This window comes from Amycolatopsis sp. NPDC045836 (assembly GCF_056431745.1).
Window position 1 is genome coordinate 15,177 of the sequence record NZ_JBWKKF010000031.1, and the last position, 16,248, is coordinate 31,424.

General features: G+C 71.1%; 17 protein-coding genes. 9 read left to right on the forward strand and 8 right to left on the reverse strand.

Annotated features, from left to right (window positions below; all coding sequences use genetic code 11):
- Positions 1–15 precede the first annotated feature (15 nt).
- Together AC07EG_RS36550 and AC07EG_RS36555 are read left to right on the forward strand one after the other, a co-directional pair.
- The gene (locus tag AC07EG_RS36550) at positions 16–558 is read left to right on the forward strand and encodes a C40 family peptidase (RefSeq protein ID WP_478257840.1); all 543 of its coding nucleotides are present in this window, start codon (positions 16–18) and stop codon (positions 556–558) included.
- 112 nt (positions 559–670) lie between these two features.
- The gene (locus AC07EG_RS36555; protein ID WP_478257841.1) at positions 671–1,450 is read left to right on the forward strand and encodes a hypothetical protein; all 780 of its coding nucleotides are present in this window, start codon (positions 671–673) and stop codon (positions 1,448–1,450) included.
- A 7-nt stretch (positions 1,451–1,457) separates the two neighbouring features.
- On the opposite strand, the gene AC07EG_RS36560 is transcribed toward AC07EG_RS36555, so the two are convergent.
- Positions 1,458–2,267, reverse strand: a complete 810-nt coding sequence (locus tag AC07EG_RS36560) for an Fpg/Nei family DNA glycosylase (protein WP_478257842.1) — start codon at positions 2,265–2,267, stop codon at positions 1,458–1,460.
- Positions 2,267–2,734, reverse strand: a complete 468-nt coding sequence (locus tag AC07EG_RS36565) for a ribose-5-phosphate isomerase (RefSeq protein WP_478257843.1) — start codon at positions 2,732–2,734, stop codon at positions 2,267–2,269. The genes AC07EG_RS36560 and AC07EG_RS36565 overlap by 1 nt, the downstream gene beginning before the upstream one ends.
- 58 nt (positions 2,735–2,792) lie before the next feature.
- Here AC07EG_RS36565 and AC07EG_RS36570 point away from each other — a divergent pair, with 58 nt between their 5' ends.
- On the forward strand, positions 2,793–3,557 hold the full coding sequence (locus AC07EG_RS36570) for a 2-phosphosulfolactate phosphatase (RefSeq protein WP_478257844.1): 765 nt from the start codon (positions 2,793–2,795) through the stop codon (positions 3,555–3,557).
- On the forward strand, positions 3,554–4,294 hold the full coding sequence (locus AC07EG_RS36575; RefSeq protein ID WP_478257845.1) for an MBL fold metallo-hydrolase: 741 nt from the start codon (positions 3,554–3,556) through the stop codon (positions 4,292–4,294). Before AC07EG_RS36570 ends, AC07EG_RS36575 begins: the two co-directional genes overlap by 4 nt.
- A gap of 5 nt (positions 4,295–4,299) precedes the next feature.
- Here the strand turns inward: AC07EG_RS36575 and AC07EG_RS36580 are convergent, their stop codons facing one another.
- Together AC07EG_RS36580 and AC07EG_RS36585 are read right to left on the reverse strand one after the other, a co-directional pair.
- Positions 4,300–5,586 (reverse strand): MFS transporter, encoded by a 1,287-nt coding sequence (locus AC07EG_RS36580; protein ID WP_478257846.1) that lies wholly within the window; start codon positions 5,584–5,586, stop codon positions 4,300–4,302.
- 46 nt (positions 5,587–5,632) lie between these two features.
- Positions 5,633–6,256, reverse strand: a complete 624-nt coding sequence (locus AC07EG_RS36585; protein ID WP_478257847.1) for a mycothiol-dependent nitroreductase Rv2466c family protein — start codon at positions 6,254–6,256, stop codon at positions 5,633–5,635.
- A 145-nt stretch (positions 6,257–6,401) separates the two neighbouring features.
- Here AC07EG_RS36585 and pepN point away from each other — a divergent pair, with 145 nt between their 5' ends.
- Positions 6,402–8,969 (forward strand): aminopeptidase N, encoded by a 2,568-nt coding sequence (gene pepN, locus AC07EG_RS36590; protein WP_478257891.1) that lies wholly within the window; start codon positions 6,402–6,404, stop codon positions 8,967–8,969.
- 57 nt (positions 8,970–9,026) lie between these two features.
- Here the strand turns inward: pepN and AC07EG_RS36595 are convergent, their stop codons facing one another.
- Both AC07EG_RS36595 and ctaJ read right to left on the reverse strand, forming a co-directional pair.
- The gene (locus AC07EG_RS36595) at positions 9,027–9,530 is read right to left on the reverse strand and encodes a DUF5130 family protein (RefSeq protein WP_478257848.1); all 504 of its coding nucleotides are present in this window, start codon (positions 9,528–9,530) and stop codon (positions 9,027–9,029) included.
- Positions 9,517–9,771 (reverse strand): aa3-type cytochrome oxidase subunit CtaJ, encoded by a 255-nt coding sequence (gene ctaJ / locus AC07EG_RS36600; protein WP_478257849.1) that lies wholly within the window; start codon positions 9,769–9,771, stop codon positions 9,517–9,519. Before ctaJ ends, AC07EG_RS36595 begins: the two co-directional genes overlap by 14 nt.
- A gap of 679 nt (positions 9,772–10,450) precedes the next feature.
- Here ctaJ and AC07EG_RS36605 point away from each other — a divergent pair.
- On the forward strand, positions 10,451–10,657 hold the full coding sequence (locus tag AC07EG_RS36605; RefSeq protein WP_478257850.1) for a hypothetical protein: 207 nt from the start codon (positions 10,451–10,453) through the stop codon (positions 10,655–10,657).
- A 28-nt stretch (positions 10,658–10,685) separates the two neighbouring features.
- Here AC07EG_RS36605 and AC07EG_RS36610 read toward each other — a convergent pair whose 3' ends face one another.
- The gene (locus AC07EG_RS36610) at positions 10,686–11,405 is read right to left on the reverse strand and encodes an HNH endonuclease (RefSeq protein WP_478257851.1); all 720 of its coding nucleotides are present in this window, start codon (positions 11,403–11,405) and stop codon (positions 10,686–10,688) included.
- A 207-nt stretch (positions 11,406–11,612) separates the two neighbouring features.
- Here AC07EG_RS36610 and AC07EG_RS36615 point away from each other — a divergent pair, with 207 nt between their 5' ends.
- The 3 genes from AC07EG_RS36615 to AC07EG_RS36625 all read left to right on the forward strand — a co-directional run bounded on the left by AC07EG_RS36615 (position 11,613) and on the right by AC07EG_RS36625 (position 14,710).
- A complete protein-coding gene (locus tag AC07EG_RS36615) occupies positions 11,613–12,632 on the forward strand; it encodes a mechanosensitive ion channel family protein (protein ID WP_478257852.1) in 1,020 nt (339 codons plus the stop codon).
- Positions 12,633–12,645: 13 nt separating this feature from the next.
- Positions 12,646–13,041 (forward strand): globin, encoded by a 396-nt coding sequence (locus tag AC07EG_RS36620; protein WP_478257892.1) that lies wholly within the window; start codon positions 12,646–12,648, stop codon positions 13,039–13,041.
- Positions 13,042–13,108: 67 nt separating this feature from the next.
- Entirely contained in the window at positions 13,109–14,710 is a 1,602-nt protein-coding gene (locus AC07EG_RS36625) for a glycoside hydrolase family 13 protein (RefSeq protein WP_478257853.1), read from the forward strand.
- 59 nt (positions 14,711–14,769) lie between these two features.
- On the opposite strand, the gene AC07EG_RS36630 is transcribed toward AC07EG_RS36625, so the two are convergent.
- The gene (locus AC07EG_RS36630) at positions 14,770–16,203 is read right to left on the reverse strand and encodes an LVIVD repeat-containing protein (RefSeq protein ID WP_478257854.1); all 1,434 of its coding nucleotides are present in this window, start codon (positions 16,201–16,203) and stop codon (positions 14,770–14,772) included.
- Positions 16,204–16,248 lie beyond the last annotated feature (45 nt).

Consider the following 16,248-nt stretch of genomic DNA (forward strand, 5'->3'; position numbering starts at 1 on the left):
CCCAGGAGGACAAAAGTGTCCACCGCTTCCCGGCCGTCCTGCGGCCGAAACCGCCGTCTCGGCACTTTCACCGCGGCCTGCGTCGCCGGCGCGGGCGCGTTCCTGTCCGTGCCCGGCACCGCGGTCGCCGCCCCCGCGCCCGCTCCGGTGGAGGCCCCCGCTCCGCCGCAGCACCGGGGCACCACCCACACCGAAGCCGCGAAGCCGGCCAACCAGAGCCTGCTCGAGGTCGCGGCCGCGCAGCAGGGCAAGCCGTACAGCTACGGCGCCACCGGCCCGGACAGCTTCGACTGCTCCGGCTTGACCCAGTTCGTCCACCGCCAGATCGGCATCGAGCTGCCGCGCACCTCCCGCGACCAGCGGGCCGCGGTGGCGCCGGTGGACCGCGCCGCCATGCAGCCCGGCGACCTGGTCTTCTTCGCCAACTCCGCTGGCAGCGTCTACCACGTGGGCATCTTCGCCGGTGACGGGCAGATGTGGGCCGCGCCGGAGTCCGGTGACGTGGTCCGCCTGCAGAAGATCTGGACCGACTCCTACACCGTCGGCCGCGCCTGGTGAGCCGGTGGCCCGGTTTCACTCCCCCGCGTGAGCCGGGCCACCCACCAGGGGGAACCACCCCGCGGCCGCCCGCGTTGTCCGGATCAGGAGACCGTCAACGCAGGGAGTCACCATGGGCACCGCGATCGTGCTGATCGTTCTTGTCGTTCTGGTGGTCGGCGGCGGGGTCTACCTCGCCAGGAAGAACGCCGCCGCCAAGCAGCAGCGGCTCGACGACGCCAAGGCCGACGCCCGCCGCCTGCTCGAACGCCTCGGCGGGCAGGTGCTCAACCTGACCGGCTCGGACACCGCTTCGCAGCAGGCGCTGGCCGACGCGGCCGAGCGCTACAACGCGGCCGGTTCGCAGATGGAGCAGGCGCAGACCGAAGAACAGGCCCGGCTGGTCAAGGAGACCGCCGTGGAGGGCCTCTACTACGTGCGCGCGGCGCGCCTGGCGATGGGCATGGACCCCGGTCCGGACCTGCCGCGCGACGCGGAGCGCGAGAACGCGGGCAAGGTCACCGAGTACCGCTCGGTCGACGTCGAAGGCCAGCACTACGAAGCCTCGCCCGACCCGACTTCGAACACCCCGCACTACTACCCCGGCGGCCGCGTGGCCGGGCGGCCGGTGCCGCAGGGCTGGTACAGCGAGCCGTGGTGGAAGCCGGCGCTGGTCGCCGGTGCCTGGGGCCTGGGTTCGATGCTGCTGTTCAGCGCGATGTTCTCCGGCATGGCGGGCATCGCCAGCGCTTCGGCGTGGGAATCCGGTTACGACGCCGGTCAGGAGGACGCCGCGGCCGAGGCCGACGCTGGTGGGGATGCGGGCGGTGACGCCGGGGGCGGCGACTTCGGCGGCGGTGACTTCGGTGGCGGCGACTTCGGCGGCGGCGGCGACTTCGGCGGTGGCTTCTGAACCCGGCTCAGGCCGGCTGGCAGACCGGGCACCAGTAGAGGTTGCGGCCCGCCAGTTCCCGGTGGGCCACCGGGGTGCCGCAGACCAGGCACGGCAACCCGGTGCGGCGGTAGACGTAGACCTCACCGCCGTGCCGGTCGTTGCGCGGCACCCGGCCGGTGACCTCGGGCCGGTGCTCGTGGGCCACGGTGTCGATCCGGCCGACGCGCACGCCGTCCCCCATCAGCACCACGAGGTCCGCCCAGATCTCGTCCCACAGCGCCCGGTCGAGCGCCTTGCCGGGCAGCATCGGCGCGACGCCGTGCCGGAACAGCACCTCGGCGCGGTAGACGTTGCCGACACCGGCCAGCACCGACTGGTCCATCAGCAACGCCGCGATCGAGGTCCGCGACCCGGAGATGCGCTGCCACGCCAGCTCGGGCTCGGCGTCGCGGCGCAGCGGGTCCGGCCCGAGGCGCCCCTTGATCGCGTCGGCCTGCTCCTCGGTGAGCAGTTCGCAGCGGGTGGGCCCACGCAGGTCGGTCCAGTGGGTGCGCCCGGCCAGGCGCATCCGCACCTGCCCGACCGGCTCGGTGACCGGCAGCTTCGCTTCGGTGAAGGTGCCGTACAGCCCGAGGTGCACGTGCACCAGCCCGTGGGGACCGTAGTCGTGGAACAGGTGCTTCCCGTACGCCTCGGCGGTTTTCAGCACCTGACCGTCCACAACGGAAGCCTCGGCGGCGAACCGGCCCTGCGGGCTGGAGACCTCGACCGGCGCGCCGGCGTAGCGCCGCTCGTGCAGCCGCGCCAGGCGGTGCAGCGTGTGGCCCTCGGGCATCAGGGCAGCGCCGGCGGGGTTCCGGTGCGCTCGTAGTCCAGCAGCTGCCGCACCCGCCTGCCGTGCCGCTCGTCCGGCGAGGGCTCGGTGGCCAGGAACGCCTCGACGATCTCGGTGGCCTGCTCGGTGGTGTGCATCCGCGCGCCGACCCCGATCAGCTGGGCGTGGTTGTGCTCGCGGGTCAGCTTCGCCGTCTCCACGCTCCAGGCCAGCCCGGCGCGGGCACCGGCGACCTTGTTCGCGGCGATCTGCTCGCCGTTGCCGGAGCCGCCGATCACGATGCCGAGGCTGCCTTCGTCGGCGACCACGCGGCGGGCGGTCTCGACGCAGTACGCCGGGTAGTCGTCGGCCGGGTCGTACTCGGCCGGGCCGACGTCGGTCACTTCGTGGCCCTGCTCGCGCAGGTGCTCGACCAGGTGGTTCTTCAGTTCGAAGCCCGCGTGGTCGGCTCCAAGGTAAACACGCACGGTGCTGAGTCTGCCATCCGGCGGCGCGCGGGGCGCGTCCGCCCGGCATGCTGGGCGGATGAGCATCTTCGGGCAGCCGGGGCACGACATGCGGCTGGAATGGGGCGAGGAGGGCATCAGCGCGCTCAGCGCGGAGTGCGCCGTGCTGATCATCGTGGACGTGCTGTCCTTCTCCACCACCGTCGACATCGCGCTCGGCCGGGGCGCGCGGGTGCTGCCGCTGCGCTGGCGCGACGAGCACGCGATCGAGGCGGCGCGGGCGGCCGGGGCGGTGCCCGCGGGGGAATGGGAGTGGAGCCTGCGACCGGCTTCGGTGCTGACCATTCCGGCGGGCACGCTGCTGGCGCTGCCGTCGCCCAACGGTGCGACGCTGTGCGCGAAGGCGGCGAACGCCGGCACCCAGGTGCTCACCGGCTGCCTGCGCAACGCCAGGGCGGTGGCGCGGATGGCGCGGGTGCTGGCGCAGGGCGAGCCGATCGGGGTGATCCCGGCGGGGGAACGCTGGGGGGTGGACGTGCTGGCGAACCTCGGCTCGACCGGCACGCTGCGGCCGAGCGCGGAGGACCTGCTCGGCGCCGGGGCCATCGTCGACGAGCTGATCACCGCGGGTGCGCAGTGGCCGTCAGCCGAGGCCGGCCTGGCCGCGCGGGCCTACCGGGCAGCCGGTCCGGACGTCGGCGCGGTGGTCGCCAGTTCGTCGTCGGGCAAGGAGCTGAGCCAGGCCGGGCACATGCGGGACGTCGATCTCGCGATCGCGGTGAACTCCTCCGAAGTGGCCCCCTATCTCGACGAGGGCGTTTTCGTCGACGTGACCCCGAGGTGAACGTGCGCTGGGACGAACTCGCGGACGGTGTCTGCGCCCGCCGCTACGAGAAGTGGGACCTGACCGTCGGACTCGTGGTCGGCGACGGCGCCTGCCTGGTCATCGACACCCGTGAAAACGCCGCCGACGGGGCGGAACTGGCGAACGCGGTGCGCGAGGTGACCCCGCACCCGTGGACCGTGGTGCTCACCCACGACCACTTCGACCACGCGTTCGGCGTCTCGGCGTTCCTGCCGTGCGAGGTGTGGGCCCACGAGGACTGCCACCGGGAACTGGCCGCCCGGGGCGAACCGGAACTGGCGCTGCCCGATCGGCTGCTCACCGGCCGGGCCGAGCTGGACCTCGGCGGGCGCCGGGTCGACCTGGTGCACTTCGGCCCGGCGCACTCCGGCAACGACGTGGTGGTGCACGTGCCCGACGCCTCCGTGGTCTTCGCCGGCGACCTGCTGGAATGGGCGCCGCCGGGCACGTTCAGCGCCGAATCCTTCGGCCCGGACACCACCCTCGGCAACTGGCCCGCCGCGCTCGACGGCGTGCTCGGCCTCGGCGCGGAGATCCTCGTGCCCGGCCACGGCGCTCCGGTCGACCGCGAGTTCGTGGTGGCGCAGCAGGAGATCCTGCGGAAGCTGACCACATTGGACGGTGCGCTCCGGGCCGGGGAGATCGACGCCGCCCAGGCGATCGCGGCTTCCCCGGTGGCCGAGGACGTCACGCGGTCCGCCTTGCGGATCGGCTGAGCGGGCTACCCCGCCAGCTCACTGCGGTAGGTCTCCCCGAGCAGCGCCACGCACAACGCCGCCCCCAGTGAAACACCCACCAGGTAGAGCGAAATCGGCCACGACGAACCGGTCGCGTCGTAGAACTCCGTGGCCAGGATCGGGGACACCGCACCGCCGATGATGCCGCCCATGCTGTACGCCACCGACGCCCCGGAATAGCGGTACCGCGTGGCGAACAGTTCCGGCAGGAAGGCACCCATCGGCCCGAAGAACAAGCCCATGATCACCATGCCGCCGCTCAGCGCCACGGTGATCAGCAGGAGGTCCGCGGTGTTCATCAGCCAGTACATCGGGAACGCCCACAGCACCGAGACCGCCGCCGCGCCGAGGCAGACGCGCTTGCGCCCGAGCCGGTCCGACAGCCGCGCGGAGGCGAGCGTGGCCACGCCGAGGCACACCGCGGCGATCACCGTGCAGGTCAGCATCGCGCTGTAGGACCGCCCCAGCACCTTCGTGCCGTACGACAGGTTGAAGGTCATCACCGTGTAGAACAGCGTGTGCGCGAGCACCATCGCACCCGAGGCCAGCAGCAGCACCCCGCTCTGCCTGCGGACCACCTCGAACAGCGGCACCCTGGCCCGGTCGGCGCGGTCCATCGCGCGCTGGAACACCGGTGTCTCGGCGATGGTCGTCCGGATGTGGTACCCGACGACCACCAGCACGGCGCTGAGCAGGAACGGGATGCGCCAGCCCCAGGCGCGGAAGTCCTCGGTGGACAACACCGAGGTCAGCAGCAGGAACACCCCGCCGGAGAGGAAGAAGCCGACCGCCGGGCCCAGCTGCGGGAAGCTGGAGTACAGCCCGCGCCTGCCCTCGGGCGCGTACTCCACCGACAGCAGCACGGCCCCGCCCCACTCCCCGCCCAGCCCGATGCCCTGCAGGAAGCGGAACGCGGTGAGCAGGACCGGCGCCAGCACGCCGAGCGCGGCGTACCCGGGCACCAGGCCGACCGCGACCGTGCTCAGCCCCATCAGCAGCAGGGACACGACCAGCATGCGCTTGCGGCCGACCCGGTCCCCGAAATGTCCGAAGAGGACGGCTCCGAGCGGCCGGGCGATGAACCCGACGGCGAAGGTGGCCAGCGAGGCGATCGTGCCCGCGGCCGGGGAGAACTCCGGGAAGAAGACGTCCCCGAAGACGAGCACGGCTGCCGTGCCGTAGATGTAGAAGTCGTAGAACTCGATCGTGGTACCGATGAACCCGGCGATGGCCACCCGTGAACGTGACACCGGCGTCGAGACGGCTCCCATGAGCGATGACCCTACTCACCGGAGCCGCCCGGTCACACCCCGCCGATCAGTCGAAGTTCAGCGTGTCCGTGCTGGTGCGGGTGCGCTTCAGCTCGAAGAAGTCCGGGTACGAGGCGAGCAGCTGCGCGCCGTCGAACACCCGCAGCGCGTCCTCGCCCCGCGGGATCGAGGTCAGCACCGGGCCGAAGAAGGCCAGGCCGTCGATGTGGATGGTCGGCGTGCCCACGTCGGAGCCGACCGGGTCCATGCCCTCGTGGTGGCTCTTGCGCAGCGCGTCGTCATATCGGGTGGAGTTCGCGGCCTCGGCCAGCTCCTCCGGGGCGCCGATCTCCCGCAGCGCTTCGCGGATGACCTCGTCGCCGTAGCCGCGGCCCTGGTTGTGGATGCGGGTGCCGATCGCGGTGTAGTAGTCGCGCAGCACCGCTTCGCCCTTGGCCTCGGCCACCGCGATGGCCACCCGGACCGGGCCCCAGCCCTGCTCCAGCATCGCGCGGTAGTCCTCCGGCAGGTCCTCGCGGTTCTCGTTCAGCACCGAAAGGCTCATCACGCGGAACTTCAGGTCGATGTCCCGGTGCTGTTCGACCTCCAGGATCCACCGCGAGGCGATCCAGGCGTACGGGCAGATCGGGTCGAAGTAGAAGTCCACCTCGGCCGGTTTTCCTGCGGTCATCACGTCTCCCTGGTCGATGGGGCACTCCCTGCACCCGGCAACAGCCGGGGCGCGCCCGTTGTTCCCCATCGTCAATGAGGCCGCTCACATGATTGGATGCCCTGGTAAGCGAACCGATAACCGATATCAACGACCAGAGGTGCCTGTGCCCGCCCCGAACCTGACGCGCGACCAAGCCAAGCAGCGAGCCGGACTGCTCGAAGTCGAGTCCTACGACATCGAACTCGATCTGACCGACGGCCGTGGCGGGCCGGGCGAGAAGATCTTCGGCTCGAAGACCACCGTGCGGTTCACCAGCTCCCGGCCCGGCGAGGCCACCTGGGTCGACATCGTCGCCGAGCAGATCCGCTCGGCCACGCTGAACGGCGGCAAGCTGGCGATCGAGAACTACCGCGAGGAAGACGGGATCGCCCTGCCGGAGCCCGCCGCGTCGAACGAGCTGGTCGTCGAGGCCGACTGCCGGTACATGAACACCGGCGAGGGCCTGCACCGCTTCGTCGACCCGGTCGACGAGGGCGTCTACCTCTACACCCAGTTCGAGACCGCGGACGCCAAGCGCATGTTCGCCTGCTTCGACCAGCCGGACCTCAAGTCGGTCTACCGGCTCACCGTGATCGCGCCGCGTGACTGGAAGGTCATCTCGAACGCGCTGGTGGAGTCGGCCGAGGAGACCCCGGAGGGCGCGGTCCGCACGGTCTTCCGCACCTCCGAGCGGATCTCCACCTACCTGGTCGCGCTGATCGCCGGGCCGTACGCGGAGTGGCGCGACAGCTACACCGACAGCCACGGCGAGATCCCGCTCGGCATCTACTGCCGCGCCTCGCTGGCCGAGCACATGGACGCCGAGCGGCTGTTCACCGAGACCAAGCAGGGCTTCGCCTTCTACCACGAGAAGTTCGGCACCCCGTACCCGTTCAGCAAGTACGACCAGCTGTTCGTGCCGGAGTTCAACGCCGGGGCGATGGAGAACGCCGGCGCGGTCACCTTCCTGGAGGACTACGTCTTCCGCAGCCGGGTCACCCGCTACGCCTACGAGCGGCGCGCCGAGACGCTGCTGCACGAGATGGCGCACATGTGGTTCGGCGACCTGGTCACCATGCGCTGGTGGGACGACCTGTGGCTGAACGAGTCGTTCGCCACCTTCGCCAGCGTGCTCGCCCAGGCCGAGGCCACCGAGTACACCAACGCGTGGACCAGCTTCGCCAACATCGAGAAGTCGTGGGCCTACCGGCAGGACCAGCTGCCCTCGACGCACCCGATCGCCGCGGACATCGTCGACCTGCACGCGGTCGAGGTGAACTTCGACGGCATCACCTACGCCAAGGGCGCGAGCGTGCTCAAGCAGCTCGTCGCCTACGTCGGCCAGGACAACTTCCTCGCCGGGCTGCGGCTGTACTTCGGCAAGCACGCCTGGGGCAACGCCACCCTGGCCGACCTGCTGGCCGCGCTCGAAGAGGCCTCCGGCCGCGACCTGTCGTGGTGGAGCGCCGAATGGCTGGAGACCACCGGGCTCAACTCGCTCACCCCGCGGTTCGAGGTGGACGGCGACGGCCGGTTCAGCTCGTTCGAGGTGGTCCAGTCGGGTGCGAAGCCCGGTGCCGGTGAGCTGCGCACGCACCGCATCGCGATCGGCGTCTACGACGAGGACGACGCCGGCCGGATCACCCGCACCCGGCGGGTGGAGCTGGACGTGACCGGCGAGCGCACCACGGTGCCGGACCTGACCGGGGTGGCCGCGGGCAAGCTGGTGCTGGTCAACGACGACGACCTGACCTACTGCACGATGCGGCTGGACAGCGGTTCGCTGGTCACCCTGATCGACCGGATCGCCGACATCACCGAGCCGCTGCCGCGCACGCTGTGCTGGTCGGCGGCCTGGGAGATGACCCGCGAGGCCGAGCTGAAGGCACGCGACTTCGTCACCCTGGTTTCGCGGGGCGTGCACGCCGAGAGCGAGGTCGGCGTGGTGCAGCGGCTGCTGCTGCAGGCGCAGACCGCGCTCAACTCCTACGCCGAGCCCGAGTGGGCGATGTCACAGGGCTGGCCGGCGTTCACCGGCAAGCTGCTGGAGCTGGCGCAGGCGGCGCAGCCGGGATCGGACCACCAGCTGGCGTTCGTCAATTCACTCGCCGGTGGGGTGCTGGACGAGACCGCGCTGACCGCGGTGGCGGGCTGGCTCGACGGCTCGGCCCCGCTGGAGGGGCTCACCGTGGACACCGACCTGCGGTGGCGCCTGCTGCACGCGCTGGTCGCGCACGGCAAGGCCGGCGACGCCGAGATCGACGCCGAACTCGCCCGTGACGACACCGCCACCGGCCGCCGCCAGGCCGAGGGTTCGCGGGCGCTGCGCCCGACGCCCGAGGCCAAGGCCGACGCGTGGCAGCGCGCGGTCTTCGACGACGAACTGCCCAACGCCGTGAGCAACGCGCTGATCGGCGGGTTCTCGCACCCGGGGCAGAAGGCGCTGCTCAGCGCCTACGTCGGGAAGTACTTCGAGGTGATCGACGAGGTGTGGTCGCGGCGGTCCAGCGAGCGGGCGCAGCCGACGGTGATGGGCTTGTTCCCGTCGTGGGCGGTGGAGGCCACCACCGTCGAGGCGGCCGACGCCTGGCTCGCCGGTGAGCACCCGTCGGCGCTGCGCCGGCTGGTCTCCGAAGGCCGGGCGGGCATCGTGCGGGCGCTGGCCGCCCGCGAGTTCGACCAGCAGGCCTGAGCACCACGAGAAGGGGCGTGACCACGCGGTGGTCACGCCCCTTCTTCGCTGCTCGAGTCAGTGCTTGGGCGCCGGGCCCGCCTGGTCGGTCATCATGCGCAGGCCGCTGACCAGCCCGCCGACCAGGTCGCCCTCCTTGAACGAGGCGACCATGCTCATCACCGCGAGCTTGGCGCCGCGGTCGGGCAGCCGCTGGAAGGCGTGCTCGCCGGTGACCACCTCGACCACGCGCTCACCGGGGGAAACGGCGACCAGCACCGCTTGGGAGGCGCCTTCGCCGATGGTGGCGTGCAGCCGCTCGGCCGCCGCCCGGCTGTCCGAACCCAGCTCACCCAGGTAGACGCTGAAGTCCAGGCCGGTCTCGCGGCTGGCCAGGGTCAGCGCCTCGTCGAGGCGGGCCAGCTGCACCGCGGTGAACGGCCCGCGCGGAGCGGCGGGCTCGTACATCTTGGCGACCGAGAGGCGGCCGGTCGGCAGCACCACGGTGCCGGTCGGCAGGTCGCGCTCGTCGATCTCGTCGACGGCGCTCGCGCCGCCGTGCGTCAGTTCACCAGCTCCCACGGGCCCCTCCTCGTGCCGTGCCGGCGGCGCCGGCCGCGTCGGCTTCGTCGGCCCCGGCGTGCGCCCGGCGCCCGGTGCCCTCGGGGTTCGCGCTCCACCAGATCGGCGCGTGCTCCCAGGGCTGCCCGGGGCGGTAGCGGGGCGCACCGGCGAATTTCGACCGCAGCGTCACCAGGGTGACCAGCAGGTAGATGGCCAGCGGCGCCGCCGCGAAGACCAGTAGCGTCTCGACCAAGTTCACGCGCGAAGCGTAACCGATCGCCCGGTGGAGCGTCCCGGGACGCCGTGATTCGCCAATCCTTCACCGGCCCTGCGCCGCTTGTCCGCCCGGCAACCCCCCAACAGGGCGAAGCGGGGTAGCCGAAAGGTTGCAACTGAACGTACGGGCGGCCGTACTCAGCGCTGTTGTCTTGTTCCAGCCCTGAAATGCTCGTACTTTTTTCACCTGTACGGGCCTTGCCGCCTTGCTCGCCAGCCTCGAATGTCACGGAACGGTCCCAGGAGGACAGGTCATGCCCAGTGCCCCCACCCCCGCCCAGGCGACATACGGCCAGTTTTCCTCACTCTACGAAACAACCGAGGCGGTTCTCGACTCGGACGGGCGTGGCACCAGGGTGACACGCGGCACACGGGTCACTGCCGGTACGCGCGTGACGGCCGGAACGCGGGTCACCCGGGGCACGCGAGCCACCAGAGGCACCCGGGTCACGCGGGGCACGCGAGTCACGGCGGGCACGCAGACCACGGCGGGCACGCTGGCCACGGGGGGCACGCGGGTCACCGCGCAGCGAGGCACCCGAGTCACCTGCGGCACCCGGGTCACGGCACAGCGAGGCACCCGAGTCACGGCACAGCGAGGCACCCGAGTCACGGCAAGCACCCAGTTCACGGCGGGCACCGGGGTCACCGCGGGCACCCGCGTGACGAGGGGCACACGGGTCACCCGCGAACAGCCCGGCACCCGCGTCACGGCAGGCACCCGGGTCACCGCGGGCACCCGGGTCACGACAGCGGGCACCCCGGTCACCACCGGCATCCAGGTCACCACTGGCATCCCGCTCACCGCGGGCACCCGGGTGACCCGAGGCACGCGGGTCACCCGGCAGGGCACCCGCGTCACCGCCTGAAGCAGCGACACGGACGCCCCGGCTGCCCTCAGGCCGCCGGGGCGCCGAGGTACTGGCGCCAGAGCGGATCCGCGTCCGTGGTGTGCGCGAGCAGCCGCCAGTGCGGGCCGTGCGGGGCCCGCGGGATCACCGGCAGCCGCCAGCCGATCTCGCTGAGCAGGGAGTCCGCCTTCCGGTGGTTGCACTTCGTGCAGCACGCCACGCAGTTCTGCCAGCTGTGCTCCCCGCCCTTGCTGCGCGGCACCACGTGGTCGATGGTCTCCGCCCGGCCACCGCAGTACACGCAGCGGTAGCGGTCGCGGTGCATCAGCCCGGCCCTGGTCAGCGGCACCTGGGCGCGGTAGGGCACCCGCACGTAGGTGCTCAGCCGGATCACCGAGGGCACCGGTACCGTCATGGTCGCCGCGTGCAGGATCAGCCCGGCCGGGTCGCCGTGCACCACCTCCGCCTTGCCGCACAGCAGCAGCACCACCGCGCGCCGCAGCGGCAGCGCGGTCAGCGGTTCGAAGGTGGCGTTGAGCAGCAGCACCCGACGCCGTCCGCCCAGCGGTGCGGCCGGCCCCGAACCCCCCGGATCGCGTCCCTTGCGCTGGCCGTGTACGCGGGTCACACGCCCGCCACGGCTCGGCGGCCCACTGGGCAGGGGGCCTTTCGCCCCGCCCGAGTGCGCACAGGACACAACCTCCGGCGCTTGCACGGCCGTTTCGCGGGCCGGCGCGCCGAAGGGGATCGGTTGTCGGTCTGGCACTCGACCACCTCCACCGGTTCAGCCATAGTCGACCACAGATCACACCCGGAACGCACGTGTGTTATCCGACGTGTCATCCACCGGTACCGTGGTGGCCGGTTCCGGCGACCCCGAGCGCGCATCGCCCGCTCCCCGGAACGGTCGCCGGAGGACGTGAAATCCACGTGACCACGAGCGAAACCCACGGAAAAGGAGTACCTCTCAGCCGTGAACGCCCTGCTCAGCCAGCAGACCCCGAGTCCGCCGGACGCCCTGCCGCTCTGCACCCAGGAGGCGGGTAGCTGGTGCCGCTGGGTCTACGACGTCACCGGCAACGCGTGGCTGGCCGGATCCGCCGACTGGCTGCTCGAGAAGCCGGTGCGCATCCTGATGATCCTCGTCATCGCGTTCTTCGTCCGGTTCCTCGCGCGCCGGCTGATCGACAAGGTCACCACGCTGCCGGAGAACAACGGCAGCAGCGGCAAGCTGCCCGCCATCCTGCGGCCGCTGCGCGAGCGCGCGCCGGAGATCCTCGGCCCGCTCGTCGCCGAACGCCGCCGCCAGCGCGCCAAGACCATCGGCTCGGTGCTCAAGTCGCTGACCACGTTCCTGGTCTACGGGCTGGCGGCCATCCTGGTGCTCGGCGAGCTGGGCATCAACCTCGGCCCGATCATCGCGTCGGCGGGCATCGTCGGCGTCGCGCTCGGGTTCGGCGCGCAGAACCTGGTCAAGGACTTCCTGTCCGGCATGTTCATGATGCTCGAGGACCAGTACGGCGTCGGCGACGTGGTCGACCTCGGTGAGGCGGGCGGCACCGTCGAAGCGGTCGGCCTGCGGATCACCACATTGCGTGACCTCAACGGCACCGTCTGGTACGTCCGCAACGGCGAGGTGCTCCGGGTGGGCAACTCCAGCCAGGGTTACGCGGTGGCCGTGGTCGACGTGCCGCTGAACTACAACGCCGACGTGAGCCGGGCCACCGCGCTGCTCGCCGAGGTCGCCGAAGACGCGGTCAAGGTCGAGCCGCTGGCCTCCGACGTGCTGGATTCGCCGGAGGTGCTCGGGGTGGAAGCGGTCACCCCCGAGGGCATGCAGCTGCGGATGACGGTGAAGGTCCGGCCCGGCAGGCAGTGGGCCGCCCAGCGCGCGCTGCGGGCCCGGATCATGAGCGCGCTGGAGGACGCCGGGTTCGAGCCGCCGCTCGGCCGGTTCTTCGGCACCGCGCCCGCCAACGGCGGACAGGCATGATGGAGAGGTGAACGTGACGCCCGAGACGCAGGACCCCAGGACGTTCTTCGAGGCCGTCGGCGGTGAGCCGACGTTCCGCTTCATCGTCGCGCGGTTCTACCAGCAGGTGGCCGAGGACGAGATCCTCCGGCCGCTCTACCCGGAGGAGGACCTCGGCCCGGCCGAGGAGCGCTTCCGGCTGTTCCTGATGCAGTACTGGGGCGGCCCGCACACCTACTCCGACCAGCGCGGGCACCCCCGGCTGCGGATGCGGCACGCCCCGTTCAAGATCGGCCCGATCGAGCGCGACGCCTGGCTGCGCGCGATGCGGGTGGCGGTGGACGAGGCGAAGCTGCCGCAGCCCTACGCCGATCAGCTCTGGGCGTACCTCGAAATGGCCGCACAGAGCATGGTGAACAGCTGGATCTGAGGCGGCACAACGGAAAAACGGACGCTGCCGGTCGGGGCGGGCGGTGCGGATGGAAGGATTGCGCCTTGTGCGCAGAGCTGCCGACAGCAAGGCGACCGACGGGGGCGTGACCCAGTGGTGGCGCGACAGCGTTTTCTACCAGGTCTACGTCCGCTCGTTCGCGGACTCCGACGGCGATGGGATCGGCGACCTCGAAGGACTCCGCAGCAGACTCGGCTACCTGGAGCTGCTGGGCGTCGACGCGCTGTGGCTGACCCCGTTCTACCGCTCGCCGATGGCCGACAACGGGTACGACATCGCCGACCCGCGTGACGTCGACCCGTTGTTCGGCGACCTGGCCACCTTCGACCGGCTCGTCGCCGACGCGCACGGGCGGGGCATGAAGGTGACCATCGACCTGGTGCCCAACCACACCAGCGACCAGCACGAATGGTTCACCGCGGCGCTCGCCTCGCTGCCGGGCAGCCCCGAGCGCGACCGCTACATCTTCCGCGAGGGCCTCGGCATCACCGGTGAGCACCCGCCGAACAACTGGGTCAGCGCGTTCGGCGGGCCCGCCTGGACCCGCGTGCCGGACGGGCAGTGGTACCTGCACCTGTTCGCCCCGGAACAGCCCGACCTGAACTGGAACAACCCGGAGGTCGCCGCCGACCTCGAGCGCACGCTGCGCTTCTGGCTGGACCGCGGGGTGGACGGCTTCCGCATCGACGTGGCCCACGGCATGGCGAAGCCACCCGGCCTGCCGGACATGGACCTGCGGGCGGCCGCCGCCGACGCGCTGATCAGCGGTGACTACCGCGACATCCCCGACCGCCGCTTCGACAACGACGGCGTGCACGAGATCCACCAGATGATCCGCAAGGTGCTCGACGAGTACCCCGGCACGATGGCGGTCGGGGAGATCTGGGTGTCCGACGAGGAGCGGTTCGCCCGCTACCTGCGCCCGGACGAACTGCACCTCGGCTTCAACTTCCGCCTGGTGCTCACCCACTTCGACGCCGACGCGCTGCGGGCGTCGATCGAGCGGTCGCTGGCGATCGCCACCAGCGCCGGGGTGGCGGCCACCTGGACGCTGTCCAACCACGACGTCTGGCGGCAGGTGAGCCGCTACGGCGGTGGTGCGCGGGGGGTGCGGCGGGCGCGGGCGATGGCGCTGGTGGAACTGGCCCTGCCCGGTGCGATCTACCTCTACAACGGCGAAGAACTGGGCCTGGCCAATGTGGACCTGCCGGTGGAGGCGCTGGTCGACCCGCGGGCCCGCACGGCGGGCCCGGACAAGGGCCGCGACGGCTGCCGCGTGCCGATCCCGTGGGAGGGCACCGAACCGCCGTTCGGCTTCTCCACCGCGGACCGCGCGTGGCTGCCGATCCCGGCGGACTGGGCCGAGCTCACCGTCGAGGCCCAGCTGGAGAACACCGATTCGACGCTGTCGCTCTACCGGCACGCCCTGGAGCTGCGGCACCAGCACCCGGCCTTCGACGGCGACCAGGTCGAGTGGTACGGCGCCCCGGCGGGCTGCTTCGCCCTGCGGCGCAAGCCGGGCGGCCTGGTGTGCGCGCTGAACACCTCGGCCGCCCCGGTGGACCTGCCGCCCGGTGAGGTGCTGCTGACCAGCGCTCCCCTCGTCGACGGCAAGCTCCCGCCGGACGCCGCCGCCTGGCTGGTCTGAACAGCGATCGGGGCCTCCCCCGCGTTGATCGCGAGGAAGGCCCCGGCAGCGGTGTTCCGTCAGCGGCCGTAGTGCGGCTGCGTCTGGGCGTTGAACACGTCGTACTTCACCGACTTCGCCGGCGCGGTGGCGCGGTCACGCACATCGAGCACGTCGAGGCCCTTCTGGATGTCCGACGAGTAGATGTAGCCGTTGTAGTAGTACGCCGACCAGGAACCGCCGGTGATGTTCTCCGTGGCCGACAACGGGCCCCGGTCCCACCAGGCGATCTCCTTGGGGTTCGCCGAGTCGGTGAAGTCCCAGACCGAGATGCCGCCCTGGTACCAGGCCTGCACCATGATGTCGCGGCCCTTGACCGGGATCAGCGAACCGTTGTGCGCCACGCAGTTCTCGGTGTCCGCCTGGTAGCGCGGCAGCTTGTAGTAGCTGCGGAACTCGAGCTCGCGGTCGTCACCGGCCCCGGTGATGTCGTAGATGCCGTCGGCACCGCGGGTCGGCCCGAACTTGGCGTTGCAGATGGCCTGGCCACCGCCGCCGAGTTCGTCGGTGAAGATGACCTTGGTGCCCTCGTTGTTGAACGTCGCCGAGTGCCAGAACGCGAAGTTCACGTTGTCCTGGACCCGCTCGATCACCCGGGGGTGCAGCCGGTCGGCGATGTCGATCAGCACGCCGTCACCCATGCAGGCCCCGGCCATCAGGTCCTTCTCCGGGTACGCGGTGAGGTCGTGGCAGCCGGTGGTGGCCGAGCGGCGCGTGCCGTCCGGGTTGGTGCCACCGGCGTTGCCGCCGTCCGGGAAGAGCACCGGCTCGGCGATCAGCTTGGCGTCCTGCGGGGCCTTGTTCGGCACCTGCACGATGGAGACCTTGTCGTGCGGGGGCTGGCAGTCCGGCAGGTTCGCCGCCGGGGCGTAGGAGGAGATGTAGAGCAGGGTGGAGTCGGACGCCTCGTCCGGCACCAGCGTGTGGGTGTGCGAACCGCAGTCGGTCTCCACCGCGGAGACGTAGCGCGGGTGCTCCAGGTCCGAGATGTCGAAGACCTTGATGCCCTCCCACGCCGCCGGGTTCGAGGCGGGCAGCGAGGTGCTGGAGCACGAATCGTCGCTGCGCGAGGCGTCGGTGGACAGGAACAGCAGGTCGCCGACCACGGACACGTCGTTCTGCGAGCCGGGGCAGAGCACCTGGCTGACGATCCGCGGCTTCGACGGCTGCTTGACGTCGTAGATGACAAAACCGTCGTAGTTGCCGACGATCGCGTGGTCCCCGGTGAAGGCGATGTCGGTGTTCAGCGAGTTCGTGTTGTCGAACGGCGCCTGCTTCGGGATGTTGGCGATCTGTCGGATGTTCGGGCTGTGCACGATCTGGTCCACCGGCGGAATGGTGTTCTGCGCCACCGCGCCGGGCACCCCGGTCAGTCCGGAGAGGACGAGCCCGGTCGCGCCGGCCAGCGCGACGAACACCCTGGAAAACCGCCGGGTCCGGTGAACGCTGTCCATACGGGCTCCCAACTGTAGCTTGTGGACGGAGATTATTACCTCTCG